The sequence below is a fragment of the Paenibacillus sp. FSL H7-0703 genome, assembly GCF_038003485.1.
Classification (GTDB): Bacteria; Bacillota; Bacilli; order Paenibacillales; family Paenibacillaceae; genus Paenibacillus; species Paenibacillus polymyxa_B.
In genome coordinates this window covers 638,236-664,908 of sequence record NZ_JBBOPF010000001.1, presented here as the reverse complement: position 1 = coordinate 664,908, position 26,673 = coordinate 638,236, and the positions used below count along the sequence as shown (strand labels likewise).

Below are 26,673 nucleotides of genomic sequence, written 5' to 3'. Positions count from 1 at the left end.
GGATATGCCAAAAATGACTTTAGCTGAGGCTCAAATGATGTACAAGCTTTGGTGCGACGCTGAGGCGGCACTCGCTACAGGAAAATCATACACCATCGCTGGTCGGTCTATGACACGGACAGACATGAATGTGGTACTGGAGCGCAAGAGATATTATGGTCGCATCGTTGACGACTTGGAAAATCCGGGAGTGAAACGGAGAAGCAAAGTAAGAGGAATCACCCCGTTTGACCGATGAACTGGCTGGACAAGACTCTAAACTTTGTGGCTCCGGGTATTGCGGCTAAAAGAGAGGCGTCCCGCCTGGATGTTGCAAGGCATGAAGCAGCTAAGACAGTTATTAATAGTTACAAAGAGTCATTTGGCGGTAAAGGATATGGCAGGCATGGAGCCAGCCGTACAAAATCGTCTATGGTCATGTGGCAAACGCCAGTTGGTGACGCTGATGCAGATATTCATGAGAATATTAACGAGCTTAGAGCCCGGGCCAGAGACTTACACATGGGATCTGACGTTGTTGCAGCAGCTCACAAGGGTTTGCGAACGAACATCGTGGGTACTGGCTTACGCCTCAACCCAGCCTTTGATTCCAAATTCCTAAACCTCAGCGATCAGGAAAGCGAAGACTTGAGGGCGAGCATACACAGGGAATGGGCATTATGGGCTGAAACAAGCAAATGCGATGCGGCAGGGCTCAATGATTTTTACGAGTTACAAGCCTTAGCTTTCTTGTCAACCCTCATGAGCGGGGACGTATTCGCTTTGTTGCCAATGCTGCCAAGAGATCATGCGGTTTATGACTTACGTATCAATCTTGTGGAGGCTGACCGTTGTGATACGCCCTTTAATGTGCAACTGGAAAATATGGATCTGGTCCAATCTGGAGTTGAGGTTGATGCAGACGGTATGGTGGTTGCGTACCATTTCAGCAACCGACATCCGGGCAGTAGCAAGTTTGATCTGACTGGGGAGAGAGATTGGGTCCGGGTTGAGAAGTACGGCAAGCAGACGGGGCGATTGAATGTAATCCATCTTTTTGAAGCAGAGCGACCGGGACAACGCAGGGGCATACCGATTATTGCGCCTATTATTGAATCTTTAAAACTCCTCAATCAGTATACAGAGGCGGAATTGATGGCTGCTGTTATAACGTCAATGTACACCGTGTTTGTAAAAACTCCAGGAGACGATGGGCAAGATCCGTATGGTATGAATGAACCGGAAACTGACAATCAGTATCAAGAACCTATACCGGGAACAGGGGGCGACAATATAAAAATGGGTCGCGGTGCAATTGTTTATCTGGACCCTGGTGAGGACGTTGAGTTCGCTGACCCATCAAGGCCGAATCCGAACTACGAGGCTTTCGTCAGGGCGCTGCTGAAACAGATTGCAGCAGCTCTTGAACTGCCATATGAAATACTGACCAAGCAATTCACATCTTCATACTCAGCGAGCCGTGGAGCACTATTGGAAGCTTGGAAAATGTACCGCATGCGCCGTTCCTGGCTGGCTAAAACGCTCTGCCAGCCTATTTATGAAGAATGGTTTGTTGAGGCTGTAACCAAAGGTAGAATAAACGCGCCTGGCATCTTTGATGACCCGGCTATTTTTGCTGCCTACACACGGGCAGAATGGCACGGGCCGAGCCAGGGTTTACTTGATCCGACTAAGGAGGTAGGCGCGGCTGTTACCCGGATTGAGAACAATTTAAGTACAGCCACAAAGGAAACGGTCGAGCTAAACGGCGGATCATGGGAACAAAACATTCAACAACGTGCGTATGAGAAAGCACGACTAAAGGAACTGGGACTGACCGAAGGAGCTGCACCAATTCCAGTTATGCCATCTGAACCGTCTTATGAGGGCAAAGAAGACAACGATGATGAGGAAGGGGGTGAAAACACAAATGCCAAAGAAGATCAAGGCTAACGGGCCGATAATCGGGGATGCAAACGCATGGGTTTATCAATGGTTTGGTATTCCGGCTGTGAGTCCGGGGATGATCTCCAAGGAACTTGATGCAGCAAACGGAGACGAGATCGAATTGTACGTAAATTCTCTCGGCGGTTCCGCCTTTGATGGTGCTGAGATTTACACTTTACTAAAAGATTACCCCGGGAAGATCACGGCGAAAGTAACGGGTGTAGCGGCTTCTGCTGCCTCGGTTATGCTCATGGGTGCTGACGTTATCAAGATATCGCCGCCGGGGCAGATCATGATTCACAACGCTGCAACGGGTACGGATGGCGACAAGAATGCCCATGACCGCTCTTCTGCCCTGCTGAAAAGCACGGACGAGGCAATCACCAATGCTTATTCACTCCGAACAGGCAAGACAAGGGATGAACTACTTGATCTCATGAACATTACAACTTGGATGAATGCTCAGAAGGCTGTCGAACTTGGATTTGCGGACGAAATAATGTTCAGTGAAGGCGCCACAAAAGTTACCAACAGCGCTTTTGATATGCTCGGCAGTGACGGAGTTTTGCCTGAGGCGGTCATAAACAAGGTTCGCAACGAGCTTCTTAAAAGCGGAGGATTCACAAATCAGCCTCCAGCGCTTGGCGACAGCGGACTGGAAAGGATAACCCCCTTGCAAAGCATTCCAAATCTGCAATTTGCTTCGACAGCCAAACAGCCTGTAGCTGCTGTTAACACAAATAAAGGCGGTACTCCGCAAGCCGGAGACACATTCGAGGGACTAAAAAATCAGATCAACTCTATGAAAGGGGAAAACAAACCAATGGATTTAAACCAACTGAAAAACGATCACCCAGACTTGTACAACGAGGTGGTCAGTCTGGCTACTACAGCCGAACGCAGCCGTATTAGCGCACTGACAAATATGGAGGGCGCCCCTGGAGCCAAGCCTTTTATTAAAGATGCCATCACAAATGGCGAAACCGCCGGTGATGTGGCTATGAAAATCGTTCAAGCATCAATTACGCGTGTGGGCCAAGAGGGGACGCAACGCCAACAAGATTCGGACGACAGCGGTGTGAAAAATGTATCCCCGGAAGCGCCTGTAATCACTGTCGGTGCATCAAATGATGACGCTGAAAACGAACAAGCCGTAAACAACATGATTGAGTATGCAAAACAGCTTCAAAACAAAAAGGGAGGTCGTAAATAATGCCAGCTTATGAAAGCCAGCCGTATGACAATCTGTACGCAGGTGGAGTCGAACCGAAAACAGTCATTGCAATTATCGTCAAAGCGGGGGCTGGAGTGGTTAAACGTGGAACTGTCTTGGGCAGAGAAAGCCAACTCGCTGAAACAGATCTTTACGCAGGAACACCCATCACTGTGCCAGTAGATTCGAGTAAGACGGGCGGTATTGAGAATCCATACTGCATCTTGGCAGACGAAGAGGTCGACGCTACAACCAAGGATGCTCGGGCCGTGGCTTACACATCCGGTGAGTTTAACCGTGATGCGCTCAAGTTCGGCGGCAATGACAAGGTTGAAAAGCACGAAGTAGCAATGCGCAACATCGGTCTTATCACAAAACGAGTAGTTAAATAGGGAGGATTAATAGATTATGGCAAAAGATATTTACGCATTCCCGCAGTTATTCCGTGTAGTTGAATCATTTCCGACAGACTCCTATTACCTACTGGACACATATGCGTCCGAAGGAGAAACCTTCGATTCCGATGAAATTGAAATCCAGACCAAAAAAGGTCACCGTCCACTGGCTCCTTATGTCAATGAATTGATGCCAGGTAAGGTTGTACTGCGCACTGGATTTACTGCCAAGCAGTACAAGCCTGCGTTAGTTAAGCCTATGCGTGTCATTACTCGGAACGATCTTAAGGTAAGACGTGCTGGAGAGACTTTGTATAACCCGGATTCCCCGGATGTACGAGCTCAAAAACTCCTGATTGAAGACACAGCAGAATTGTTAAGCACAATCGACCGCCGAAAGATTCAACAGTTGTCCGAAACCATGTTCACAGGCAAGACAACGCAAATCGGTGAGGGTGTTAATCAGGAGTTGGACTGGGATTTTACCAACAAGGAAGTTCTCTCCGGTAAAGACTTATCCGACCCAACTTTTGATGTTGTTGCTTATCTCACAGAAAAGAAAATGGAGGTTATGCGCAAAAGCGGCTTGACCATGCGCAGAGTATTAACCACATTTGAAGTCGGTTCTGCAATCACTCGTCATCCTACTTTGCTTGCACTAATCAAAGCTGAAAAAGAGACCTTGGATGTTGGAAATCTGAATACAGAACTCTTACCAGAGGGGGTTGTCTATCACGGTTATTTGCGTCAGGCTGCTATTCATATCTGGTCCTACACGAATTCATACACCGACGAAGAAGGTAAAGAACAGGATTACATTCCTGCTGGAACACTTGCGTTACTGCCAGACGGAAAACCATTTGAATTCAATTATGGTGCAATCTTGATCATGGGCGAAAATGGACAATTCCAATTTGTTCGTGCCAAGGTAACACCGCAATCATGGACGACTAGAGAACCTGCAGCTCGTTACTTGCAAATGTTGGCCCGTCCTATCGTCGTTCCGCAAAATGTGGACGGATGGTATGTAGCTAAGGTTCTTAACTAAAGAGGAGGAAAACAGAGATGGCATATATAGCAACGTGGAATATCCGTCACAACGATAAGAATTACAAAATTGGTGAAGAGGTCCCTGTTAGTATTGGCAAAGAGGCGATTCAACGACTGATTGATCTTGGAATGGTAGAGGATGACAAGAAGAATACCGCCAAGCCTGCGGAATAAGGGGTTAGGAGGCGCGTCATGAGCGATATTCAAACTGAATTGATAAAACCGTTCAGTTTTAAGGATCAGATCGAGCGGGATGTGAAGTCCGTTTTCTTGAATGAACGTGAGTTTGCCGACTGGCATGAAATCGCCTTTATGAGTCCGCCGAAAAACGGACTGCCTGTCACACCTGAACCGCCTGTCAAAATGTTGGTTATTGTTGATGATGATGAACTGAGAAATCGGAAAAGTAGCGCCTCGAATCCAACAGATGGCGTTTACGATGCCGATCTTTTGTTTTATGCTCAGCGTGCCGACTTCCTGCTGAACTTTGGCAGGCTTCCGGCCCTGCAAAGCAAAATTAGGTTCGACGAACGCACCTATACGGTGACAGATATCCAAGATGACGAGAATATGGTTACCGTCACGTTGGGGCGTAAAGGATCATGATTCGCATCGATGCCAAAGAGCTGGGAACCATGAAAAAGCGCTATGAGAAAGTCAAAGTTCAGGCTAAAGTGGTTGTGTCCCGAGCGATGAACCGTGTTGCATCTAATGCACGGACCAATGTAAAAAAAGAAATCGCTAAGGAATATGTGATCAAATCAGGCGATGTAAACAAAACATTGTCAACCACCAAGGCCAGCGCTTCATCTACTTCAAGCGTGGTGCGTTCGACCAGCCGGGGAACTGGACTGGATAAATACAAGTTCAACCCTAAACGAGCAACGGGAAAGCGACCTAAAGTTTTGAAGGCGGCTGTTAAAAAAGAGGGAGCGGTAAAGGGGATAAAGGGCGCGTTTGTGGCAGACAAAAACGGAGTAAAGATTTTCGCCCGTGAAGGAAAAAAGAGGCTGCCTATTCGCCGCCTGTATGGTCCCCCAGCTCCAGAAATGTTCAATCAGCAAAAGGTGCGTACTCCTGTTGAGCAGAAAGCCCGAGAAACATTTGAAGAACGTATTATGCACGAACTGGATAGGGAGTTGAAACCATGACCCCATTTATGCTTAGAGACGCTTTGGTCAAAGAACTGGAGCGTCTTTTTGCTGACTCAGCATACCTGAATGCACGTGGTGAGTTGTCCAAACTAAACATTTATGCGCAAAACCTGCCTGCAAAAAGCCAAGAAGATGATGACGATCATTACCCGTTCATTCTTGTTCGTGTGGGTGATGTTGTCGATGTTTCGGACACCGAAAACTCAACGTGCGCCATTATGTTGAGCGTTGGAATTATTGATGAAGGGCTGGACATGCGCGGTGAAGATACTGTCCTTAATATCACACAGCGTATCAGACAGCACTTTCTTACCAGCCGAACGTTGGACAGACAATTTATTTTGGAACCCCAATTGACGTGTTCCTTATTCGAGGAAGAGGATATGTATCCTTACTTTTTCGGCTATGTGGACATGAGTTGGATCATTCCTGCTATAAGAGAGGGTGTTCAGATTGACTACTGAAAAAACAGAAACTCAAGACGTTAAACAGGCGGAAAAGCCGCCTGTAAAAGATAAGAAAGACGTTTCGCCTGTGGTACCTGCTCAGCCATCCCAAGCAGCCGAACGGGAACAACTTATTTACATTGGCCCTAATCTTCCGGGCGGAAGACTGGCGAAGTATTTTATTTCACTGGGCGGGTTCCCAGCATATCTGAGCGATATTTCAGATAAAGTCCCTGCAATCACTGAACTGTTTGTTCCAGTTACTGACCTGTCAGCCGCTAAAGTGGCGATGGAGCAGCCGGGAACTACTCATAACATCGCTTATGCCGCCGTGGTGGATGCGATCCAAAAAGGAGGAATTTAAGTGGCTGAACGTCATGGTGTATTTATCACTGAGCAGCCCGCATCTGTCATTACCCCTGTGCGGCTCAACGTCACATTACCAGTTGTATTCGGTACAGCTCCGATCAATCTTAGTACGCTTGATGCTGCACCAGTGAATAAGCCGATTCTGTGTGAATCGTGGGCCGACGCAGTTTCTGCGTTCGGATATTCGGACAACTGGGATGATTTTACCCTTGCTGAATTCATGCATTTCCATTTTAAAATTTCGAAACAATCACCAGTCGTTTTTATTAACGTTCTGGACCCTGTGAAGCATGCAACCTCAGTCACGGCGGCTTCTTATACGTTGGTTAATGGCACGCTTACGGTTGCGGTGCAGGGGATCATTAAAACTTCTGTGCTGGTCACATCTGATGATGGTGCGACCACATATATACTAGGCACCGATTACGCTCTTTCCTTTAACGATGCTGGGCATTTGGTGGTATCTCGTATCGCTTCCGGCGCGCTGGCATCTGGTGCAAAGGTCAAAGTTGGTTACAGCAAACTGGACCAAAGCAAAGTCACCCCTGCGGATATTATCGGCGGTATGGATGTAGATACTGGCATTGCTACAGGGCTGGAATTGCTGGATCAAATTTTCCCACTGTTCCGAATTGTCCCCGGCCTAATTGCTGCACCGGGGTTTTCACATAATCCTGTGGTCGGTGCGATTATGGTTGCAAAAGCAAATTCCTTGAATGGTGGTCATTTCAAAGCAACTGCGCTGACTGACATGCCATCCAACGTTGTATATACCGAGATTGCAAAGTGGAAGAAGGACAATGCCTATACGGACCCACAACAGATTAACACCTATCCGCTAGCTACCAAGGACGGTTTGAAATATCACATGTCTACGGTTGTGGCAGCGGCGACGGTCAAATCAGACGTTGAAAATCAGGGTATCCCGTCTACATCACCGTCCAATACTGCGGCCAATATAGATGGCACCGCGTTGGATGATCGTGATTTTTTACTTGGTCCACAGCAAGCACAGTATCTTAATGCGCAAGGGATCGTAACAGCACTCAATTTTGTTGAGGGATTTGTGGTTTGGGGCAACCGGACAGGTGTTTACCCGGATGCTAAAGACCCGCAATCTAGCTTTATCCCGGTACGCCGTATGTTCAACTGGGTTGGTAATACGTTGACTCTAACCTACTGGAAGTACCTTGATGATCCAACCAATAAAAAGATGATCGAGGCAATCACTGATTCAGTGAACGTCTGGATCAATGGTCTGGTAGCTGCTGGTTACTTGCTGGGTGGACGTGTTGAATTTAACGCTTCGGAAAACCCAATAGAAAATCTGATTGATGGCAAAATGAAATTTCATGTGTACATCACCCCGCCGTCTCCGGGTCAGGATATTGATTTTGTACTGGAATACGATGCTTCTTACTTTGCATCGTTATTCGCAGCTTAAAGGAGGTTTGAACATTGGCTAAAGAGCAGATCAGTCAACGGACGATACAATATGAGGCTTACCGTAATGGTTCGGAGTATTTGGGGACTACAACCGTAGACCTTCCCGAAATCACATTACTAGCTGAGGACGTGACGGGCGGGGGTATTAACGGTACTGTCAATACTCCGACTATGGCCCAATTTGATGCCATGTCTACTACCCTGAATTTCAGGACTCACGAAGAAAGTTATTATTCCCTTTTTGCTCAAGAAATCCACGCTATAGATCTGCGGGCAGCTATCCAGATCCAGAACCGTTTAACCGGGCAGTTGGATGTTGTGCCATACAAGGTGTCATTTCGCGGTAATCCCAAAACAATGTCTTTGGGCAGCTTGGAACCAGGGGCGACCAGTGATAATTCCGTGGAATTTGAAGTGACCTATATCAAGATCACGCTTAATGGAGCGGTCAAGGTGGAAATTGATAAATACAACTCTGTTTGTGTTATCAACGGTGTCGATTACTACGCAAAAATCCGTCAGGCGCTTGGAAATTAATCATTTCCGGGCGTTTGCCCGGTTTAAATTATGGAGGGATCTAACATGTCAGTAGATACAACAAAAGGAAACGAAAAGAAAACAGTGGAAGCAGTAGTAGAGGACCCATCACAATATACGCTTAAATTTGATAAACCTTGGAGCTTTGAAGGCGAACCATACACGGAATTGAAATTCGACTTTAATAAAATCAATGGTCGTAAGTTGATTGCACTTACTAAAAGACTTGATCTTGAGGATATGAAGACTCCAGTTAAAGCAATGTCGATGGAATTCCAAGCTGCTGTGTGTGCAGAAGCGGCAAGCGTTCCTATGGATTTAATACTTGAACTACCTGGAAACTATTTTTCTAAAGCAGCTGTTATGGCACAAGGTTTTTTGCTTCAATCGCTTCAAGCCTAGACGTTGCATCTTATATTAGGGAAATGGTTCTGTCTCTTTCTCTTGAAACTCGAAACAGCATTGACTTTTGGTTAGATCAACCTATAAGCGATCTATCTAAATGGCAAGATGCTCTTGCCTCATATTCAATAAAAAAAGAAAAGGCGATAGAAGAAGCCGAAAAGGCCCGGAAGAAAGGGCGGTGATACAGTGGGACGCGAATATGATGTGGCGATGAAGCTCGCGGCTAATTTGGACCAGAGCTTTTTTGGCGCGTTTGATAAGGCAATTCAAAAGGTGACCAATCTGGAGAACAGCTTTAAGGAATTGAAAAACCTCCAAATGCCTACCGGAGCGATCAACAATCTACAGCAAGAAGTCGGACAGCTGAATACTAAGCTGCAAAGCGTTAATGCCAACCGGGTGGGGGAAAACGTCTTTAAGCCCCTAAAGGACGACATTAGGGACGTAAAGACGGAGCTTACCCGGCTCCAGTCCATGCGCTTGTCGGGAGATATAACCCGTGCGCTGGAGGTTAATGTTCAGGGGCTTGAACACAAGCTTAAAGCCCTTGGGCATTTGAGGATCGGCGCGAAAGTATTCGAACCGATGATGGCGGCTGCTAAAGCGGTTGAGGCGCAAATACGAGTCATTCAATCTATGCGGATTACAGGTGATATCGTCAAAGATATCCGAGAAGATCTTAAAAAGCTGGAAAATGAATTTAAAGATATCAAGCGCATAAATGGCCCAAAAGACGTTTTCCAAAACATGATTAGCGAATTGAAAATTGTTATTCCGGATCTGCGAGAAATGAAGAAGCTTCTGGCAGACATAGCCCGCATTCGCATGCCTTCAAATCAGTTCGGTAATGATATCGAAGCGTATGTAAGGCAGATTAAAGAATTAGAGAAGCGAATGAGAGAAATCCAGCGAATTCATGGTCCTTCGGGCGGTGGCGGTGGTGGATCTGGCGGAGATGATTCAGGAGGCGGCGGTACATTGCTTGCCGCTGGTGGAGCTGGGATGATGGCGGGAGCTGCCGTGGCTGCGGGCGGCTTTTTTGCGTTTAAATATGCGGACGAATACCAGAAGGCCATGCTTCAAATCCAAGCCAGTACAGGGCAGACAGAAGCGCAGATGAAGGGCATGAAAGACATTGCCAAGAATCTGTACAATCAGAAGCTAGGCGAGGACTGGAACGATTTGGCGCTTGTCGTCGGTAAGGCGAAAAACGTCCTGAAACAGACTGGTCCAGAACTTGAAAAATCAGCACGAGGCGCGATTGTCCTTCGAGACACCTTCGAAAATCTGGACGTTGATGAATCTATCAAAACCGTCGATACCATGATGAAAAACTTTGGTATCACATCGGAACAGGCGTATAACCTGCTTGCCCAAGGTGCACAGAAGGGGCTGGACAAGTCTGGCGAATTACTGGACAGCGCCAATGAATATTCAGCCTACTTTGCAAAATTAGGATTCAGCGCAGAGGGCATGTTCGATATTTTTTCTGCAGGCCTGGATGCAGGGGCCTTCAACCTTTTTATTAGGGCTTTATGGCGGCGACGCCATACCGAAACCTCTCTAATTCATGGGAAACCCTAACGTTGAGACGAGGGAAATCATGAGCGAAGCCTGTATTATACAAGAACGTGCAACGACTATCGGTGAGAAGCCGAGTACACGCAAGCGCGTGGAAATGGGAGGGGACTCTTAGGAGTTCTTGATATAGTCTGATCTGCATGGAAACATGCAGCTGCCTTTAGTGGCGGGTAAGGGAGTAGCGAACCTTACTGAACATAATGTGATAAAGTCGGGGATGGAATTAAAGAATTTGGTATCCGTACAAAAGACGGTTCCAAAAGCTCACTAGAAGCCTATAAATCCATAGGGCTCGGCGGTAAAGAAATGACGGCAGCATTCGCAAAAGGCGGGAAGACAGCACAGCAAGCATTCCTGAAAACCGTGAAGGCTATCGAAGCTGTGAAGGACCCGGTTTTGAAGAATGCTGTTTCTGTGCAGTTATTCGGTACCCAAGCCGAAGATTTGGAAGCTCGCGTAATCAAGTCATACGGGAACGTCAAAAAGCAGTTCGATAAGACCAAGAACAGCATTGACGAGATGGCGAAAATAAAATACAGCAGCATGGGGGATGCCTTCAAGGGCATTGGTCGGCAGTTGTTAACGTCGATCATTATTCCTGTTTCTAACCTGCTGTTGCCAGCCTTCAATAAATTTAGTAACTGGTTTAATCAAACAGGGCCGATGATTAACAAATTCTTTTCAAGCGTAGGAACTAGTTTGAGTTGGGTTAGTAAAATCATTATGAAGACTGGACAGTTACTTCAAAATACATGGGATAGCACAGGATATTATACTGCTGCGGTCGGAATAAGCAATATCGGTAAGGAAATAGGACTGAGTGAGGAGAATGCCTACAAGCTATCCGGTGCTATTACTGATATAACTGATCGACTGTCCGGATTAAAGCCCTATGTTGATATTCTTAAAGGATTAGGCGATGTAGCTTACAACGTCACAATTGGCACTGGTGATATATCAGGAGTACAACAAATCAATAAAGGTTTGCAGTCCATTGGATTCAGCCCGGATCAGGCTATTCAAATATCGAATAGTGCAGTTGATATATTCGATAATATACGAGGCAAGGCGGAAGTATTTGTTGCAAGTCTCAAGCCGATCATGGGCGATATTAAAGGATATTTTAAAGAGGCCTTCACATTTGGGACTGATTTGGATTTTAGAGAGATTGTAGACAGTGTGAGTGATCTTCGCAAATCTATCACGCCTGTAATAGAATCTATTGCCTCTGGGATCGGCCCAGCATTGCATTCTGTCACTTCTCTGCTTGTTCCACTTATGAAGGTTGGAAAGCAAGCGTTCAATGCGATAATCCCTTTGGTTATGAAACTATCATCTTCTATTTCTTCCAAGCTTGGACCTGTGTTTACGTCAGTTTTTGGATATTTGACGAAAACTTTGTTGCCTCAGGTCAGTTCTGTACTGGCTGCATGGTTGCCTAAGATCGGAGCGCTGTTTAGCAAGGTCGGTGGGCTGATTATGGCAATATACAACACAGGTATTGCGCCTGTAATTGATAGTTTGGTCGGTATATTCAAATGGGCATGGCCTGTTATCACTGCGGCTGTGACAGGTGCAATTAATATACTCAAGCCTGTTATCGGCGGAATTATTGATGTACTGGGCGGTGTAATTGACTTTTTGACAGGGGTTTTCACAGGGAATTGGGATCTGGCATGGCAGGGTATAAAAGAGGTTGCTGTCGGTATATGGGATAGTATCACAGGTGCTGTGAAAGCGGCATTTAACAATGTCATCGCAATTATCAATTCAGCCATCCAGAAAGTAAACAGCTTTAGTTTCACTATGCCCGATTTACTCGGAGGCGAGACAATAGGAAGTTTAGGAATACCTGAAATTCCAATGCTTGCAGACGGAGATATTACCAACCGTCCGTCCATCATGGGTGAGGCGGGCTGGGAAGCCGCCATTCCTATTAACAATAAGCCTAGATCCATGAATCTACTGGAAAAAACAAATAGACTTATGGGCTACAATCCAAGCAGTGGCGGCGATAACTTGAACCTTAACTTTAATATTGTAATCCAAGGAAATGCGGATAAAGAAGTAGTGACGCAGGCGGTCAAAGCTGCAGAACCTTCTTTCCGTCAGCAGTATAAGCAAATGAAACGGCAAGATGCGAGGACAAGCCTATGACGAAATATACCACGATCCAGGGCGATACCTGGGACATGATTGCCTATAAAGTGTTTGGTGATGAAACGTTGATGATCCAGATTATGAATCTTAATTTGGACTACATCGACGTTTCTGTTTTTTCTGCCGGGACAGTTCTGCAACTGCCGGACGTTTCTGTGGTTGAAGAAACCGCCTCTGACTTGCCTCCGTGGAAGGTGTGAGCATGGACGATATCATTAACGCAAGACGTGCCCAAGTTGTTGTTAACTACAACGGCAAGGACATCACCAAAGAGTTGTCCGATTACTTATTGGATTTTACTTATACCGATGCAGAGCCGGGCACGTTGGACGATTTGCAAATTAACCTTGAAGATAAGGCGCGTAAATGGTCAGGCCCTTGGTCGCCAAGCGCGGGAGATAGGATAGTTGCCTATATAAAGACGATCGGGTGGGATAAGCCTGGGGAAATTAAGCGGCTTAATTGTGGCACGTTCGAGGTGGACTCGATTGACTTTGCCGGGCCGCCTGATACGGTCAGTATTAAAGCAGTATCTCTTCCTGTCACAACAAATGTACGTCAAGAGAAGAAAACGAAGGCTTGGGAGTCTGTGACGCTCAAGTCTATTGCTGCTGAAATCGCCAAGCGTGCGGGTTTCACGTTGATGTACGAGGCTCATGGGAACCCGAAGTATGACCGCCAGGATCAAACGGATGTGTCTGATTTGGCGTTCCTCAACGATTTGTGTAAGCAGGAAGGTATTGCCTTAAAGGTAACGGGCAAAAAGCTTGTCCTGTTCGATGAGTACGTTTATGAGCAAAAACCGTCTGCGCTGACAATTGAGCGTGGGGTTTCAGATATTATCAGCTATGGTTTTACATTCTCTACTCAGGACGTGGCATATGCAGGTTGCGAGGTCAGTTATCAGCCTGCCGCAAAAAAGAGCACGTCTAAGAAAAAAGATGATAAGAGTACAACAAAAGCTGTTGCTGAATCAACTTCTAAGGATTCAAAAAAGAAGAAAGAGAAATCGAAGCAGCCAAAGCCGATTAAGGTTATTTATCGTCCGCCGGATGCTCCAAAAGATGGCCCAATACTAAAGGTGTCTCAAAGTGTAGGCTCGCAGGCTGAGGCGATTAACGCCGCCCGTAAGAGTCTGCGGGAGAAGAATAAAGATGCTGGTAAAGCTACTTTGTCTCTTATGGGTAATGTCGGCCTTGCAGCCGGGATGACCATCACTATAAAAGGGTTTGGTAGGTTTGACGGTAAGTACATTATCGTTTCTGCCACTCATGCGGTCGGCAGCTCTGGCTATACGACTAACCTGGAAATTAGAAAAGTTTTGGGGTGGTGACATGGCAAATGAAAATTTAAATAGAATCGGGGTTGTCTCCAGTGTAGACACCGAGACGGGAAAGGTGCGAGTAATCTTCCCTGATATGGACGATATGGTTTCCCCAGAGCTACCACTTTTAACAACTGGGACTGGCTGGGGTCTTTCGAATGCTATGCCAGAGCCGGGCGACAATGTGGTGTGTATTTTTCTCGGGAATGGGAAACCAGATGGAGTTTGTCTTGGCGCACTATATGACGGTAGCTATGATATGCCTGCCGATCAGTCCCAACGTGGTATCTACTTCGAGGATGGCAGCTATGCATATTTCGATAGAAATACAGGCTCCATAGTGGTCAATGCGGTCGGAGCTGTGAACGTACAGGCGAAGGCCGTAAACATTAAAGCGGAGTCTGTACAAATAAATGGGGAATCTGTGACTATACAGGCCAAGACTGTGAGTGTTAACGCCGAAACCGTGCAAATAAGCGGTAAATCATTCACTGTCGATTCACCAAAGGTTCGTATGAACAGCAATGTAACAGTTGTAGGCAAGCTTGAGGTACTTAACCAGGAGATCGGAGGGAGTTGATTATGGCAGCTAAAATAGGCAGTTTTGGGGACATTCCTTTTGTAGTTACACCGAAGGTTATACGTACATTCCGTGAGCTTACCCGGTCCAGTGCAAGCCGATGGGCGGATCATGAAATTATGCTCAGGAAACCAAAATCTCAGTTTCTTGGTCCCGGTTTGGATACCGTGACATTTACCATGTATTTCGCTGTTTGGCACGGCACCAACCCTCGAAAAGAAATGGAAAAGCTGGTGGAATGGGACCGCAAGGGCAAGGCTGGAGCGTTGACAATAGGCGGTAAAAAGTTGGGCGTTGGTCTGTGGGTTGTTACGGGTCTGGAGCAGGCTTGGAGTTACGTAGACAACCGAGGGAACCTGTTAGCTGGGACCATTAACATTACGCTGAAGGAGTACGTCAAATGAGCGAGTACAATCTTACGTTATCCGGTGCTCGCCCGATTGATTTTGCACCAGCTACCAAAGAGGCAGAATTGCGACAGAACCTGTTTACTCTGCTTACATCATGGCGCGGATCTGTTGTTTTGAATCGACAATTTGGATTTGATCCTGCTGCTTTGGACGAGCCGACAGAGGTCTCCAAGGCACTTATCACGTCACAAATTTATGAGTTGGTCGGTGAATATGAACCAAGGATTTTAATTCAGGAGATACAGTTTGTTAATCCGCAGGACGACCCTGACAACGGGCGGTTAATCCCGGTCATTTACTTCGAGGAACAGGAGGTGAGCGACGAATGACCACATTGGCTGAGCTACCTGATATTGATTTTGTCCAGGCGGATGTTAAGGCAATGCAGGATTCTCTTATTTCTCTGTACGAATCAATCGCAAAACGACAACTTGCTCCAGCCGATCCGCTGCGTATTTTCATAAATGCAATAGCATACAAAATGGTTCAGCAAGAAGTTAAGCTGAATCAGGTCGCCAAAGGGCAACTACTCCGGTATGCACGTGGCACTGTGCTAGATCATCTAGGGGCCTTTGTAGAAACACCGCGTTTAGGTGCCGATTATGCCATTACCCTAATTCAGTTCACGCTGTCCACGCCACTCACGAATGTCCAGATTATCCCCGCAGGGACCCGTATAGGTCCGACTGAGGGGGACGGGACCATATATTTTTCTACCAAGGAGGCCGTTTCGGTGCCGATCGGTGATGTTGTGGTCACGGCTGCAGCCGAATGTAATGTGTCTGGCACAGAAGGTAATGGATACATTGCAGGCCAGCTCACGACACTGATTGACCCACTCCCTTATGTAGCATCTGTAACCAATCTGACCGAAACATCGGGCGGAGCTGCCGTAGAAGACAATGACCCATACCGCGAGCGGATTCACATTGCCCCGGAATCGTTTAGTGTAGCGGGTCCAGATGGCGCGTATGAATATTGGGCCAAAACTGCCAGTGCATCAATAGCAGACGTACATGTGGATTCTCCGAGTCCTATGCAGGTGGTGGTTACCGTGTTGCTTGCTGGTGGGGTCATCCCCACACAAACCGTTCTTGACGAGGTGTTTGCGGTGTTGGATGACAGAAAGCGGCGACCTCTAACGGACAAGGTTACCGTTCAGGCTCCTACAGAGGTCGGTTATGATGTTGATTTGACCTACTATATCCGCAAATCGAGGGCGACGGACGTAACGAGTATTCAAAAGGCTGTAGAGGCCGCTTCATCTGAATACAAGCTGTGGCAAAAGTCAAAATTAGGGCGCGACATAAACCCATCTCAGCTAACGCATATGTTTGTTGCAGCCGGAGCTTCACGACTTGAAATTCGATCACCTGTATTCTTGGAGCTTAATTCAAGTCAGGTAGCCAAGGAAGGGACTACGACGGTGGTATTTGGAGGGCTGGTCGATGATTAAACTGTCTGAATTAAGCCTGTTGGACCTATTACCCGATAACTTGCGGACAGATAAGCAGGTGTGTGACGCAGCTATGGCCCTGGATGTGAAAATGGACGAGCTAACCGCAAAAATCCAGAAGGTTAATTTGTTTGGTCGCACTGATTGGACAGACGAAGAAACCGACGAGCTGGCGTGGCAGTTCCACGTAGATTACTATGACTCCACATTGCCGCTTGAGCAGCGCAGGGAGCTTGTCAAGCAATCAATACCCCTACACCGTCGCAAGGGCACACCGAGTGCTGTAGAGGACCTAGTGACGACTATATTCGGCTATGGCAAGGTAGAGGAATGGTGGGAGTATGGCGACGATCCTGGGTATTTCCAAGTTGTTGTCTCCAACCCGAAGGCTACCGAAGAACAGGCGCAGCAGTTCATTGAGGTTGTCGAGTCTGTGAAACGAAAGAGCGCCCACCTGCGCCGCGTTGTTGTCTTGGATTCCGCAAAGGGGACGCACTATTACGGGGTAGGTACACAACAAGTGGATATTATTACTTTAAGGCAGGTGAATTAAATGGCGTTTGATGGAATCGAAATTACTAATCGCGGTCGGAACCTGCTTGCAAAAGCAGAAGCTGGGATGACTAAGATTACGTATACAAAATTTTCAATAGGGGACGGAAAACTTTCTGGACAATTGCCGGTTATGCTTAAAGCTCTAATCAACGAGAAAGTTTCTTTTCCAGTAAGTCGTTTGAAAATACAGTCAGAAAATGTAGTCGTACCTGGATTCGATTTTGGTAACCAAGGCATTCCCAACGGCTTTTTCTTCCGTGAAGTAGGGCTATGGGCGACCGATCCAGACCTAGGCGAGATCCTATACGCTTATGCAAATTCCGGTGAGGGGGCCGAGTACATTGATGCTCAGAACACTTCCGCTGTATTAAAGAAGCTATTCAATTTTGAACTGACTGTAAGCAACACTGCACAGGTGACGGTGGTTGTTGACGACACCATCATTTATGCTACCCCGCAGGATGTAGCCGACGCATTGAAAAATGCCAAGGACTACACCGACACGCAGATTGCTAATGTAAAAGTGCCGGACGCAACGACTACGGTTAAGGGTATCGTCAGACTCAGCGAAAATTTCAAGGATACAAGGCCCACAACCGTTCCGAATAGCAAAGCTCTTTCGGACTTATATACTGCTTCTATGGCGGATAAAGGCAAGGTTTTTATGGATGATTTTAATTTTTTGCTGTCTCCGGGTGCGTGGCGGGTTGACAGGTCTTCTTTTACTCCTGCCACGGACCATAGCCCACCGGGAGCATATCCTAAAGGTGTCCTTTTTGTCGCAATATCAAATGTGACGGAAGGGCTAGCGGTTGTCCACGTGTACGTAGACGATACAGGTGGTATTTTTAAACGAGTAAGGACAGTTGCTGGAGTTTGGACAACTTGGAGCGAACTAGCCAACAAGACATACGCCCAAAGGAATTTGAGACTAGAAAGAGCCGTCGAATTTGGCGCAGATGTTACAGGGGCTGGCCCTGCTTTCTTCGACTTCCATACGAGCGGAAACAACATTGATTATGACAGCCGGATTATAGCCGAAGGCGGAAGCACTTCTTCGGCGGGTGGCTCTCTTCGATTGGAAGCTTCTAACATAAGGCTACAGGCTCCAGTGGTGGAATTCAGAAACTCTGACGGTAACTATGAGGTGTTGAGTACAGCAATATCAAATTTAAAGCAATCTGTCGTTGATGGAAAAGGTGTCGTTGCTGGCGCCATTAACGGCAAAGGTGGTAACGTATCAGCCAGCAGCACTCACGCAGAACTAGCGGCAGCAATCACCAATCTACCCGTCAAACGTTTTGCGTCTGGTACATTCAACGGACAGAGCGTCCAAGCGCCTAGCTCGGGGATGAGTGTAGAAATGACCGTAGCTGTCGCTTTACCTTTTACCGTGCGTCGAGTTTTTGTGAGGGCCGTTCTTTCGGACGTCTCTAGTGGAGCTGGAACATACCCGAATCAGGTAGACGCGTTTGTGATGACTTCCAACGTATTTAATGATAACCGAGGCGCAAAAGGCTGGAGAAACAACGCCATAAGCATTGGTTATATAGAACCTCCGATGCAAGGATTTAATGTAAAGCTGTACGGCAGCAGAATAGACGCGTACGCTGGCGGTTCTCCAATCGCCAAAATATCCGCCTATGAATGGTGGGCGTTCGAATAAAAAAGAGAGGAAGATTAAAAATGAAAATCGGACCAAAGGTATACTATAGAAAAACGACAGGTGAAGTTATTTACATCACATCCCAAGTCGAATCACCTTGGGCGGTTGAGACAACCAAAGAGGAAGACATGAATTTTTATCAACAGCTAAAAGGATATGACCCGGAGCAGCTTGACGTGTTGAAGCTGGAGTTTGATAAATACACGGAGGATTTTAGAATAGCCAAAAGCTATTGGATTAATCCTGAAACAAAACAAATAGAGTTCGTTTATCCGCCAAAGGATGGAGACGATCCCGATCCAGTTCCGCAAAAGCCTCTGACTGATCAAGTAAGCGAACTCAAGACGCGCCAGGACAGCACAGAGGCCGCTATGCTTGCTCTTATGGATGTTACAACTAAATCATAAGATTAACGGAGGGAGGTGAAGCCTTGTGTATGGTTTCCTGCTGAACATGTGGACTATGAAAAAGGTCGATGAACAACGCCTAATTTCATACACTCCAAAATTTATTAGTGAGGAAGAACAAAAGGCGATATTAGCAACACCGCAAAATGTCTAACCAGCGTATCCAATCGGATGCGCTATTTTTATGCCCTCAGAGTGGTCGGGGGCTTTTATATTCAGGTCAGGAAAATTGTCCTGGCCTATAGAGATGGGGGAAACGTGTGGAAGATACAACTTTAAGCGAGGTGAACGCTGTTGTGGAGGAAACGACTAAGGCGCTTGTTGGAATACAGATACAATTGGCCCGAATGGAAAAAACGCTTGAGGGAGTGCCAGCTATGGCGGCTACTTTGGAAGCTACCCGGGATTTGGCGCGGGAAGCAATGCAATCTTCTAAGTCAGCGCATCACCGACTGGACAAGATTGAGGATGGTCAAAAGTGGTTATGGCGCACAATCAGTGGGTCGGCTATTGCTATAGTGATCGGCGCAATCGTCGCCGTACTTAAAATGGGAGGCGTATAAAATGGATTGGAATACTGTATGGTCGTTAATTGACCCTAAATTGTTAATCGTTGTGGCAGTGTGTTGGGTTATCGGTATCGGAATTAAGCAAACACCTAAAGTGCCGGACTGGAGCATTGTATATATCGTCACTGCGGTTGCTGTGCTGCTTACGGTATGGATGCAAGGATGGGTGCCGCAGGCAGTTATCCAAGGTGTGCTGGCTGGTGCTTTTGCTGTTTATGGTAATCAGGTTGTGAAGCAGGCGAAGAAGGGAGCAGACGTAGAATGATCCTTACTCTCGAATATGTAAAAAGTAAATCCGCCGCACGTATTCAAGGTCTTTTACCAGTCGTGCGTACAGCCACGGAGCGCCTTATAGAGCGCTCCTTTGCTTTAGGTATACCTATAGTAATCACTCAGGGATTGCGGACCATAGCAGAGCAAAATGAGCTTTACGCACAGGGCCGGACAAAGCCGGGGTCGAAGGTAACGAACGCCAAGGGTGGGACCAGCTACCACAATTTTGGTGTGGCCGTGGACTTTGCCTTGCTACTTCCTGACGGCATGTCGGTAAGTTGGGATACAGTCAGAGATGGCAATGGTGACCGTAAGGCTGACTGGATGCAAGTCACTGAAATCGGTAAAGCTTTGGGCTTTGAATGGGGTGGGGACTGGACGAGCTTTAAGGATATGCCCCACTTCCAAATGACATTTGGCCTGACGACTGCACAATATCGTGCTGATAGACGGCCTACGGAACCGCAAATTCAAGCTATGTTTAAAAGATTAGGGATCAGGGAGGAAAAGCCAGTGACGAATGAACGAGATATTAATAAGGTGAGTAATTGGGCAGTGAAAGACTGGACTGAAGCACAGGAAAACGGATATTTTGATGGCAACCGTCCAGGCGCGACAATTACTCGTGAGGAAACGGCCATCGTGGTCAATAAACTGCGGCGAAATTTCTTGGCGTTGATTGACAAGGTGAAAGTGAATGTGAAGGATTTGGAAGAAAGCTTGAAAGGGATTGAAGCAGAAGGATGATTGTGGTGATTTAGGGACAAATCCGAGGGCAACGGTAAAAGGCCTCACTGATATTACGCTGGTGGAGCCTTTTTGACTTTTTAAGTTGGTAGGTTTGACACAAAATATCCAAATATAACTTTGAAAACGGATGTAAAAATATTGATTTATATATACATATTTTCCTGCTACAAGTATACTAACAGTGTAATATTGTTCCAAAAAAAAGGAGATGATTTTTGTGTTGAAAAAGTCTAAATTTTTATTTATTTTCAGTCTAATTTTTATCTTATCTTTTTCCGCCGCTTCAACAATATTCGCCGCTTCCTCAGCAAATATTGTTGTCGAAAAGTGGACATCAAATGTTACTGTTCCGGTGGATGGTCAAGGACAGTATGGCAGAGTAACTGTAGCTTCTTATTCTGGCTCAGGATCAGTACGCATACAAATAAAGGAGCCGGATTCAACTACCTGGAGAAGTCCTACTGTTAATGACGCTGACTTTCTCTTTCTTTCGACTCCTGATAATGGGGGAACTGTTACAGCAAATTATTGGATGAGCAGGGGTTACCAATACAGACTCAGTGTTTGGGGAGATAACGCTATTACAGCAGGTTACATTTATAACTATCAGTGATTAATTGGCAAAGTATTGTGTAAAAGAGCCCTGCTAACATTAATTGGTCGGCAGAGCTTTTTTCGTTGATCAGTTTGAATTTAGAGTAGATGTGAAAAAGGACTCCGCTGGTATGTAACCAGTATGGAGTCCTTTGTTATTATTGTAATTCTACTAGCGGTATAAACGGCCATCACCAAAAACATTACTAGCTCCACCATAATTAGTGATTACTATTTTATATGTTCCTTCTGGCACATTGGTAAACGTCCTGATTGTATTTGTATTTGTGAATGTTCCGTTTATAAAAATGCTTTGTGAGTAATCACTTGATTGTAATGTGTATTGAATTACAGGACTATATTTTGAATCAGCGGTTCTTTGGTGGACGGATATGTTGACGTCGCCTGATCCATTAATTTGGAATGGTGCACTAGCAACCTCATTAGCCAAGTTTGTAAATGTGAATGTTTTTATGATGCCTGTAGCACTTAAGGTTTTCTGGGTTGCATCATTAGAGAATTGTAAACTCGCTTGAGGCACTACTTGATTAGATGAAATCGTGCTTTCTTGCTGAGTTATTTCTGCAGATCCGGCTGATACACTAGGCGCTAAAGCTCCGAATAACAAGCCAACAGAAAGAATAGTAGGCAATGATTTTCTCATAATAAAACCTCCTATTTTTTTATTTCAATTTACATATTCTACTTAGTTTTATCATTATCCTTTTGTATAACTGTGATTGTTATGTGAACTCAAACGTATAGAACGGCAGTTTGTAATATAGTTATTTATTATGCGACAACATGCACGATACTTCGACATAACTCTTCATTTAGTATAGAGAAGATTCAAATTACTATGGAGGTGTCATATGATCAGCGGAATCGCGCGAGGATTAATTGTATTTTTGTTGGCAGCTATCTTTTCCGTACAAGGTGTTTATGCAGAACCAGTTTCAAGAAGTGTACAAGCAGCAACTGGGTATACGTTGGAGTTCCCAAGTTCAGCTATCCCGAAACCGGAGCACACATTAGAGATGCAATAGCAGCCGGACATTCTGCTGTTTGCACGATTGACAGAGACGGAGCCGAAGAAAACAGAAAGGAGTCACTCAAGGGCTATCCAACTAAAAAAGGATATGACCGCGATGAATGGCCGATGGCTATGTGTGCAGAAGGTGGCGGAGGTGCTGATATCAGATACATAACCCCTAGTGATAACCGGGGAGCAGGATCATGGGTAAGTCATCAGTTAGAAAAATATGCGGATGGCACAAAGGTGAGGTTTATTGTGAAATAAAAACAAGGACTCAACCAGTATAGAAGCTGGAATGAGTCCTTTTTAATACCCATTAAAAAATAATTATGCAAATATTTAGATTATATTTATAGATTAGCAAGTTTATGTTTAGACATAATTCCTTAACTAAATTAATCTTAGTTCTATCAAACATATTGGAGGATCATTTAATGAAGAAAGCATGTATAACGATTTTATTTTTAGTTCTTTTATCTCTCCCCTTATCGAATGTCTTTGCAGCTGAAGCAGAGTATTCAGAAAATCTGGTTCCACATATGACAACTAACATTTTGCCATCTGGAGTAGCAAGCGCAAGTAATGAATATTCATACGCATATGAGGCGTTTAACAAGGAATTTGCTACTATTGCTAGTGCGTGGACATCAAGTACAACTTCTGCTTGGCTAAGATATGACTTTCCTAAAGCCGAAGTTATTGAGCAATATGTGATATATCCACAGACAACGGCAACTGACCGTGCCCCTAAAGATTGGACTTTCGAAGGCTCAAATGATGGGGTTACTTGGAACGTGCTAGACACACAGTCAAATATCACTGGATGGATAGATAGCACTCCCAAAAAATTCACTTTCTCTAATTCCAATTCATACAAGGATTATAGAATTAATATTACAGGAAATAATGGAAGCCAGTATCTAGCTCTTAGCGAATTAGAGATGATGTCTAAAGTATCAAGTTCCACTCCTAATCCAGGAACAGAGGAACCAACTCCAAACGGGGATCGTGCAATTCTAGTAGTCACCATGACAACTGGCTTAGAGAAGGAATTTGATTTAAGTATGAAAGAGGTCAATGACTTTATTGCTTGGTACGAAAGCAAGCAGGCTGGTTCAGGTTCGGCTTCGTATGCAATCAACAAGCACGATAACAATAAAGGACCATTCAGCAGCCGTAAGGACTATATGCTGTATGATCGTATCCTAACGTTTGAAGTAAGTGAATATTCTAAATAAAGCAATCCCCGCCGACCAATAGAGGTTAGCGGGGATTTTCTATTAGACAATAAACTCAGTAAATACCGGACTCCGCAGCAGACCCGCCTTAGTCCAGTTGCGCATTTTAACACGGGCTCTTATACGCGGCTCCACGTAAACATACTCTTGATCTTCGCCAGTTATCAACGCTTTAGACACACCAGAAAACGCCTTTTTATGAGTTGGACTGGCGCCAAACTCGATAATACCAGCAGGACGTATCTTATCACCACTTGACGTTGGAACGCCTGCGAGCCATCCGAACTCAGTTTTACGATAACCCGTTATAAATACATCAGCATACGTCCAATTAATTATCTTCTGCCAGGACGCTGACCGACGGCTTACATACACACTATCTTTTCGTTTAGCTACTACGCCTTCCATTTTCCGCGCTTGAATCTGCTCAAATAAAGCTACGCCAGCTTCTTCAACATACGGAACCACCCCGAATGAACTGGACGGAAGTTGAAGTTTAAATAGCAGTTCCTTACGCTCCATTAGAGGCCGTTTACGCATGTCTATGCCTTTATACTGTAAGACATCAAATATGGCGTAATAAACAGGGAGTGAAACTGTTAGACGCTGTATTTTATCTGATCGCTTGGCCTGAAACCTGGACATTATTGATTCAAAATCGGATATACCTGTCACCGGGTCAACGCAGGTAATCTCACCGTCTAGGATGATGTCATCCTCAAATGGTAGCTGAAGCTCTGGATATTGTCGGGTACAGTCATTGTTGTGTCTTGTATATAAACGGATCGTGCCATTTTGCTGCGAAAATATAAGCCGGTGTCCATCAATCTTTGGCTCAAAGATATAGCGGCGATCTGAAAATGCTGTATCTGATGTTGCAAGTAACATTGGAGAAATAAACAAATAGACCACCTCAGATTAATTATAACGCTCATTTATACAGTAGTGAGGCGGTAAGTATTGGAGAGGAAAAGCTCTGCTAACCTTAATTGGTCGGCAGAGCTTTTGAATTACATATAACGTTCTTATATTCATGACGTCAAAGAGGTGGGTTGTCTCCTGAAATTCTCTTCGAACTTCTTCTCTCAGACCGAGGCCCGCAGCGTGATTAATTTGTTATATGATGTTAAATAGCTTCGGAGGATACACTACAAAAAATTTTCTATGGTTATGCGTATTTCGAATTGTATTGCAAAGTCACTGAGCTTTTTAAAAGAGTTACTCTATAGAATTTCAATTCATGCACTCACATGAGTGCAACTAATTTTAATTGGTCGTGTTTTTTTTATTTTATTTCACTCTTGTAACTATTTAATTTATGTCGCTCTTTATTTTCCTTTCCGCTAATTCTTCTCTTAAGGATTTCTGCAATATCTGTGAAAAATTTAATCCTGCTGCCTCTGCATCTACATTCAAATCATGAGGTAAACTTAATGTTTTTTTTATATATTTTATTTTTTCTTTTAATGAGCATGTTGCAAGTATTGTACGTTGATTTTGTTCTAAAGGAATCTTATCTAAAGGTGTTGGGGTTGGTATTTCTTCTTTATCTTCTATACGGCTTTCTATAGTTAACTTTAAAACCTCATTCGCTCTTCTAATAGCTTGCTCAATCGAATCTGCCTGAGATAGAGCTTCTTCCAAATCAGGAAATGTTATTGCTATATGCTTATCTGAGAAATCTAATATAGCTACATACTGAAATTCATTTTTCAAATTAGTTCATTCCTTTCTGTTTACGTATTGAACTTTCCTTTAATGAACAAACGTTATGTGAAAAGGCGAGAAGGGTGGGGCTAAAATTTCAGCCCCGACTTCTTCTCGATATCCTTTAGGATATGTATTGCCACGTCTTTTTCAGGATGCACTATTGTAACCTTTGCCCTAATTGTTGGGTGTTTATACTGCCAGTGATCACCAACTGTTTTTACCCAATACCAATCGTTATCCTTTAATAATTTTATGATTTCTCTCGAAGAATAACTCCTCAAATGAACTCACCTCCTACATATATTATAATACGTATCACTACGTATTGCAATTGTTTCACAAAACTAAATATGATAATTATTTGTTGAATAACGAACGCCTGTTTGCATATAATATTTGCAGAGGTGATCAGCATGTTACCAGACATCGAACGAAAACTACTGCGGATATTGTTCAATTTTTTTCGCCAAAAAAGAAGAATGCCAACAATGCCAGAATTGGAGATAAAGACAGGTAGGAGTGTAGAGGACATCAGAACCGGGCTGCTGGCTTTGGAGAAGGGTAACTATATTACTTGGGAAGACAAGTCAGACACGCGGGATATCGTCATTATAGAGGGCTGGGAGCGTGATCAGAAGATTTCTACACCGCCAACTTCTCCAGGTGCGGCGAATAGGTATTTCACAGAATATTAAAGCCCCGGAGCATATTGCCCGGGGCTCTTTGTTATTTACCGATATCAATTAATTCGCTTTTACCAGCTTCCCAGCCAATTCCACTGTCTGCTTTAAGTTTGAAGTTCTTACTGTCCTTTGGAACCTCAAATACGACATTAGCTGTCTTGGTCAATCCTGGGTTGATCTTAGCCAAGAACAACATGTTTCCTGAATCGTTTACGTACAGATCGGCGTCACTCATTGGCTCATATTCAAGACCTGCAGCGTCGATAAGTTTGAACATGCTTGCATCAAGTGTGCGTGCCTCTTTGTCCAGGTTTTTAATGGAGAGGTTGACCACAATGTATTTATCAGAAGTCTTCTTCTGCAAATATTCATTCTGTCCAATGGTGGTTTTAGAACTGGCTTTGTTGGCCTGAACAGCAAGATTTCCTACCTGTACAGCTTCGCCTATTTTAGCCATTTTCGGAGCTTCTTCTTTTTTAGGTTCAGCCTTAGGCTCTGCCTTCTTCTCAGGTGTCACTGCTGGCGCTGTTGTAGTTTTAGTAACTGCATCTGTACTATTAGTTGAGGCTTGTTGTGTCTCTTTACCTTTTGAATTCAATCCTCCAATAATAAATAGCACAACAATTACCCAGAACCACCACTTCTTATAAAACGGCTTCTTCAAAACGATATCCTCCTATTTAACCAATAATTTTATAGAATTAGTATATATGACCTAGGAAAATATTTCTACGTATATT

35 protein-coding genes and 1 pseudogene are annotated in these 26,673 nt (G+C 44.9%); 31 read left to right on the top strand and 5 right to left on the bottom strand.

Features of this window, described 5'->3' with window-relative positions; all coding sequences use genetic code 11:
- The first annotated feature begins 4 nt into the window (after positions 1-4).
- The 28 genes from MHB46_RS02515 (at position 5) to MHB46_RS02380 (ending at position 21,285) form a co-directional block, all read left to right on the top strand.
- Positions 5-238: a DUF6148 family protein gene (locus MHB46_RS02515; protein WP_322175121.1), complete on the top strand. Its 234-nt coding sequence runs from the start codon at positions 5-7 to the stop codon at positions 236-238.
- Positions 235-1,932 (top strand): phage portal protein, encoded by a 1,698-nt coding sequence (locus MHB46_RS02510; protein WP_322175117.1) that lies wholly within the window; start codon positions 235-237, stop codon positions 1,930-1,932. The genes MHB46_RS02515 and MHB46_RS02510 overlap by 4 nt, the downstream gene beginning before the upstream one ends.
- On the top strand, positions 1,910-3,139 hold the full coding sequence (locus tag MHB46_RS02505; RefSeq protein ID WP_341161499.1) for a head maturation protease, ClpP-related: 1,230 nt from the start codon (positions 1,910-1,912) through the stop codon (positions 3,137-3,139). Before MHB46_RS02510 ends, MHB46_RS02505 begins: the two co-directional genes overlap by 23 nt.
- Positions 3,139-3,531 carry a head decoration protein gene (locus tag MHB46_RS02500; RefSeq protein WP_322175113.1) on the top strand — a complete coding sequence of 131 codons (393 nt, stop codon included), beginning with the start codon at positions 3,139-3,141 and terminating at the stop codon, positions 3,529-3,531. The genes MHB46_RS02505 and MHB46_RS02500 overlap by 1 nt, the downstream gene beginning before the upstream one ends.
- A gap of 16 nt (positions 3,532-3,547) precedes the next feature.
- Positions 3,548-4,582: a major capsid protein gene (locus tag MHB46_RS02495; RefSeq protein WP_341161498.1), complete on the top strand. Its 1,035-nt coding sequence runs from the start codon at positions 3,548-3,550 to the stop codon at positions 4,580-4,582.
- Positions 4,583-4,599: 17 nt separating this feature from the next.
- Positions 4,600-4,758 (top strand): hypothetical protein, encoded by a 159-nt coding sequence (locus MHB46_RS02490; RefSeq protein WP_341161497.1) that lies wholly within the window; start codon positions 4,600-4,602, stop codon positions 4,756-4,758.
- Between the two features lie 18 nt (positions 4,759-4,776).
- On the top strand, positions 4,777-5,190 hold the full coding sequence (locus MHB46_RS02485) for a hypothetical protein (protein WP_341161496.1): 414 nt from the start codon (positions 4,777-4,779) through the stop codon (positions 5,188-5,190).
- On the top strand, positions 5,187-5,735 hold the full coding sequence (locus tag MHB46_RS02480) for a phage tail protein (RefSeq protein WP_341161495.1): 549 nt from the start codon (positions 5,187-5,189) through the stop codon (positions 5,733-5,735). The genes MHB46_RS02485 and MHB46_RS02480 overlap by 4 nt, the downstream gene beginning before the upstream one ends.
- Positions 5,732-6,202 carry a hypothetical protein gene (locus tag MHB46_RS02475; protein ID WP_341161494.1) on the top strand — a complete coding sequence of 157 codons (471 nt, stop codon included), beginning with the start codon at positions 5,732-5,734 and terminating at the stop codon, positions 6,200-6,202. The genes MHB46_RS02480 and MHB46_RS02475 overlap by 4 nt, the downstream gene beginning before the upstream one ends.
- Complete coding sequence (locus MHB46_RS02470) at positions 6,192-6,548, top strand: hypothetical protein (protein WP_341161493.1); 357 nt, start codon at positions 6,192-6,194, stop codon at positions 6,546-6,548. Before MHB46_RS02475 ends, MHB46_RS02470 begins: the two co-directional genes overlap by 11 nt.
- A complete protein-coding gene (locus MHB46_RS02465) occupies positions 6,549-7,997 on the top strand; it encodes a phage tail sheath family protein (protein ID WP_341161492.1) in 1,449 nt (482 codons plus the stop codon).
- Between the two features lie 14 nt (positions 7,998-8,011).
- Positions 8,012-8,536 (top strand): phage major tail tube protein, encoded by a 525-nt coding sequence (locus MHB46_RS02460; RefSeq protein ID WP_341161491.1) that lies wholly within the window; start codon positions 8,012-8,014, stop codon positions 8,534-8,536.
- Positions 8,537-8,581: 45 nt separating this feature from the next.
- Positions 8,582-8,938 (top strand): hypothetical protein, encoded by a 357-nt coding sequence (locus MHB46_RS02455; protein ID WP_341161490.1) that lies wholly within the window; start codon positions 8,582-8,584, stop codon positions 8,936-8,938.
- A gap of 189 nt (positions 8,939-9,127) precedes the next feature.
- Positions 9,128-10,525, top strand: coding sequence for a phage tail tape measure protein (locus tag MHB46_RS02450; RefSeq protein WP_341161489.1), 1,398 nt, complete (start codon positions 9,128-9,130; stop codon positions 10,523-10,525).
- Between the two features lie 303 nt (positions 10,526-10,828).
- Entirely contained in the window at positions 10,829-12,679 is a 1,851-nt protein-coding gene (locus MHB46_RS02445; protein ID WP_341161488.1) for a phage tail protein, read from the top strand.
- Entirely contained in the window at positions 12,676-12,882 is a 207-nt protein-coding gene (locus MHB46_RS02440) for a tail protein X (protein ID WP_064963706.1), read from the top strand. The genes MHB46_RS02445 and MHB46_RS02440 overlap by 4 nt, the downstream gene beginning before the upstream one ends.
- Positions 12,883-12,884: 2 nt before the next feature.
- Positions 12,885-14,015: a phage late control D family protein gene (locus tag MHB46_RS02435; RefSeq protein WP_341163678.1), complete on the top strand. Its 1,131-nt coding sequence runs from the start codon at positions 12,885-12,887 to the stop codon at positions 14,013-14,015.
- A 1-nt stretch (position 14,016) separates the two neighbouring features.
- Positions 14,017-14,586 (top strand): phage baseplate assembly protein V, encoded by a 570-nt coding sequence (locus tag MHB46_RS02430; RefSeq protein WP_341161487.1) that lies wholly within the window; start codon positions 14,017-14,019, stop codon positions 14,584-14,586.
- Between the two features lie 2 nt (positions 14,587-14,588).
- Positions 14,589-14,990, top strand: coding sequence for a phage tail protein (locus MHB46_RS02425; RefSeq protein ID WP_341161486.1), 402 nt, complete (start codon positions 14,589-14,591; stop codon positions 14,988-14,990).
- Positions 14,987-15,325: a GPW/gp25 family protein gene (locus MHB46_RS02420; RefSeq protein WP_341161485.1), complete on the top strand. Its 339-nt coding sequence runs from the start codon at positions 14,987-14,989 to the stop codon at positions 15,323-15,325. Before MHB46_RS02425 ends, MHB46_RS02420 begins: the two co-directional genes overlap by 4 nt.
- Positions 15,322-16,452, top strand: coding sequence for a baseplate assembly protein (locus MHB46_RS02415; RefSeq protein WP_341161484.1), 1,131 nt, complete (start codon positions 15,322-15,324; stop codon positions 16,450-16,452). The genes MHB46_RS02420 and MHB46_RS02415 overlap by 4 nt, the downstream gene beginning before the upstream one ends.
- Positions 16,445-17,005 (top strand): phage tail protein I, encoded by a 561-nt coding sequence (locus MHB46_RS02410; RefSeq protein WP_341161483.1) that lies wholly within the window; start codon positions 16,445-16,447, stop codon positions 17,003-17,005. Before MHB46_RS02415 ends, MHB46_RS02410 begins: the two co-directional genes overlap by 8 nt.
- A complete protein-coding gene (locus MHB46_RS02405) occupies positions 17,006-18,673 on the top strand; it encodes a phage tail-collar fiber domain-containing protein (RefSeq protein WP_341161482.1) in 1,668 nt (555 codons plus the stop codon).
- 20 nt (positions 18,674-18,693) lie between these two features.
- Positions 18,694-19,080: a hypothetical protein gene (locus MHB46_RS02400; protein ID WP_341161481.1), complete on the top strand. Its 387-nt coding sequence runs from the start codon at positions 18,694-18,696 to the stop codon at positions 19,078-19,080.
- 260 nt (positions 19,081-19,340) lie between these two features.
- Complete coding sequence (locus MHB46_RS02395; RefSeq protein WP_341161480.1) at positions 19,341-19,643, top strand: hemolysin XhlA family protein; 303 nt, start codon at positions 19,341-19,343, stop codon at positions 19,641-19,643.
- Between the two features lies 1 nt (position 19,644).
- Positions 19,645-19,914, top strand: coding sequence for a phage holin family protein (locus tag MHB46_RS02390; RefSeq protein WP_341161479.1), 270 nt, complete (start codon positions 19,645-19,647; stop codon positions 19,912-19,914).
- Positions 19,911-20,669 (top strand): M15 family metallopeptidase, encoded by a 759-nt coding sequence (locus MHB46_RS02385; RefSeq protein WP_341161478.1) that lies wholly within the window; start codon positions 19,911-19,913, stop codon positions 20,667-20,669. The genes MHB46_RS02390 and MHB46_RS02385 overlap by 4 nt, the downstream gene beginning before the upstream one ends.
- A gap of 220 nt (positions 20,670-20,889) precedes the next feature.
- Positions 20,890-21,285 (top strand): hypothetical protein, encoded by a 396-nt coding sequence (locus MHB46_RS02380; RefSeq protein WP_341161477.1) that lies wholly within the window; start codon positions 20,890-20,892, stop codon positions 21,283-21,285.
- A 153-nt stretch (positions 21,286-21,438) separates the two neighbouring features.
- Here MHB46_RS02380 and MHB46_RS02375 read toward each other — a convergent pair whose 3' ends face one another.
- Entirely contained in the window at positions 21,439-21,930 is a 492-nt protein-coding gene (locus MHB46_RS02375) for a hypothetical protein (protein WP_341161476.1), read from the bottom strand.
- Positions 21,931-22,138: 208 nt separating this feature from the next.
- On the opposite strand from MHB46_RS02375, the pseudogene MHB46_RS02370 reads away from it, so the two are divergent.
- Together MHB46_RS02370 and MHB46_RS02365 are read left to right on the top strand one after the other, a co-directional pair.
- Positions 22,139-22,566: pseudogene (locus MHB46_RS02370) on the top strand (NucA/NucB deoxyribonuclease domain-containing protein).
- A gap of 170 nt (positions 22,567-22,736) precedes the next feature.
- Positions 22,737-23,540 (top strand): discoidin domain-containing protein, encoded by an 804-nt coding sequence (locus MHB46_RS02365; RefSeq protein WP_341161475.1) that lies wholly within the window; start codon positions 22,737-22,739, stop codon positions 23,538-23,540.
- A gap of 42 nt (positions 23,541-23,582) precedes the next feature.
- On the opposite strand, the gene MHB46_RS02360 is transcribed toward MHB46_RS02365, so the two are convergent.
- The 3 genes from MHB46_RS02360 to MHB46_RS02350 all read right to left on the bottom strand — a co-directional run bounded on the left by MHB46_RS02360 (position 23,583) and on the right by MHB46_RS02350 (position 25,531).
- Positions 23,583-24,443, bottom strand: a complete 861-nt coding sequence (locus MHB46_RS02360) for an ATP-dependent DNA ligase (RefSeq protein ID WP_341161474.1) — start codon at positions 24,441-24,443, stop codon at positions 23,583-23,585.
- A 408-nt stretch (positions 24,444-24,851) separates the two neighbouring features.
- Complete coding sequence (locus MHB46_RS02355) at positions 24,852-25,256, bottom strand: type II toxin-antitoxin system HicB family antitoxin (RefSeq protein WP_341161473.1); 405 nt, start codon at positions 25,254-25,256, stop codon at positions 24,852-24,854.
- Between the two features lie 80 nt (positions 25,257-25,336).
- Positions 25,337-25,531 carry a type II toxin-antitoxin system HicA family toxin gene (locus MHB46_RS02350; RefSeq protein ID WP_061829289.1) on the bottom strand — a complete coding sequence of 65 codons (195 nt, stop codon included), beginning with the start codon at positions 25,529-25,531 and terminating at the stop codon, positions 25,337-25,339.
- A gap of 207 nt (positions 25,532-25,738) precedes the next feature.
- On the opposite strand from MHB46_RS02350, the gene MHB46_RS02345 reads away from it, so the two are divergent.
- Entirely contained in the window at positions 25,739-25,945 is a 207-nt protein-coding gene (locus tag MHB46_RS02345; protein ID WP_341161472.1) for a hypothetical protein, read from the top strand.
- Between the two features lie 31 nt (positions 25,946-25,976).
- On the opposite strand, the gene MHB46_RS02340 is transcribed toward MHB46_RS02345, so the two are convergent.
- Positions 25,977-26,597: a DUF4352 domain-containing protein gene (locus MHB46_RS02340; RefSeq protein WP_341161471.1), complete on the bottom strand. Its 621-nt coding sequence runs from the start codon at positions 26,595-26,597 to the stop codon at positions 25,977-25,979.
- Between the last annotated feature and the right edge of the window lie 76 nt (positions 26,598-26,673).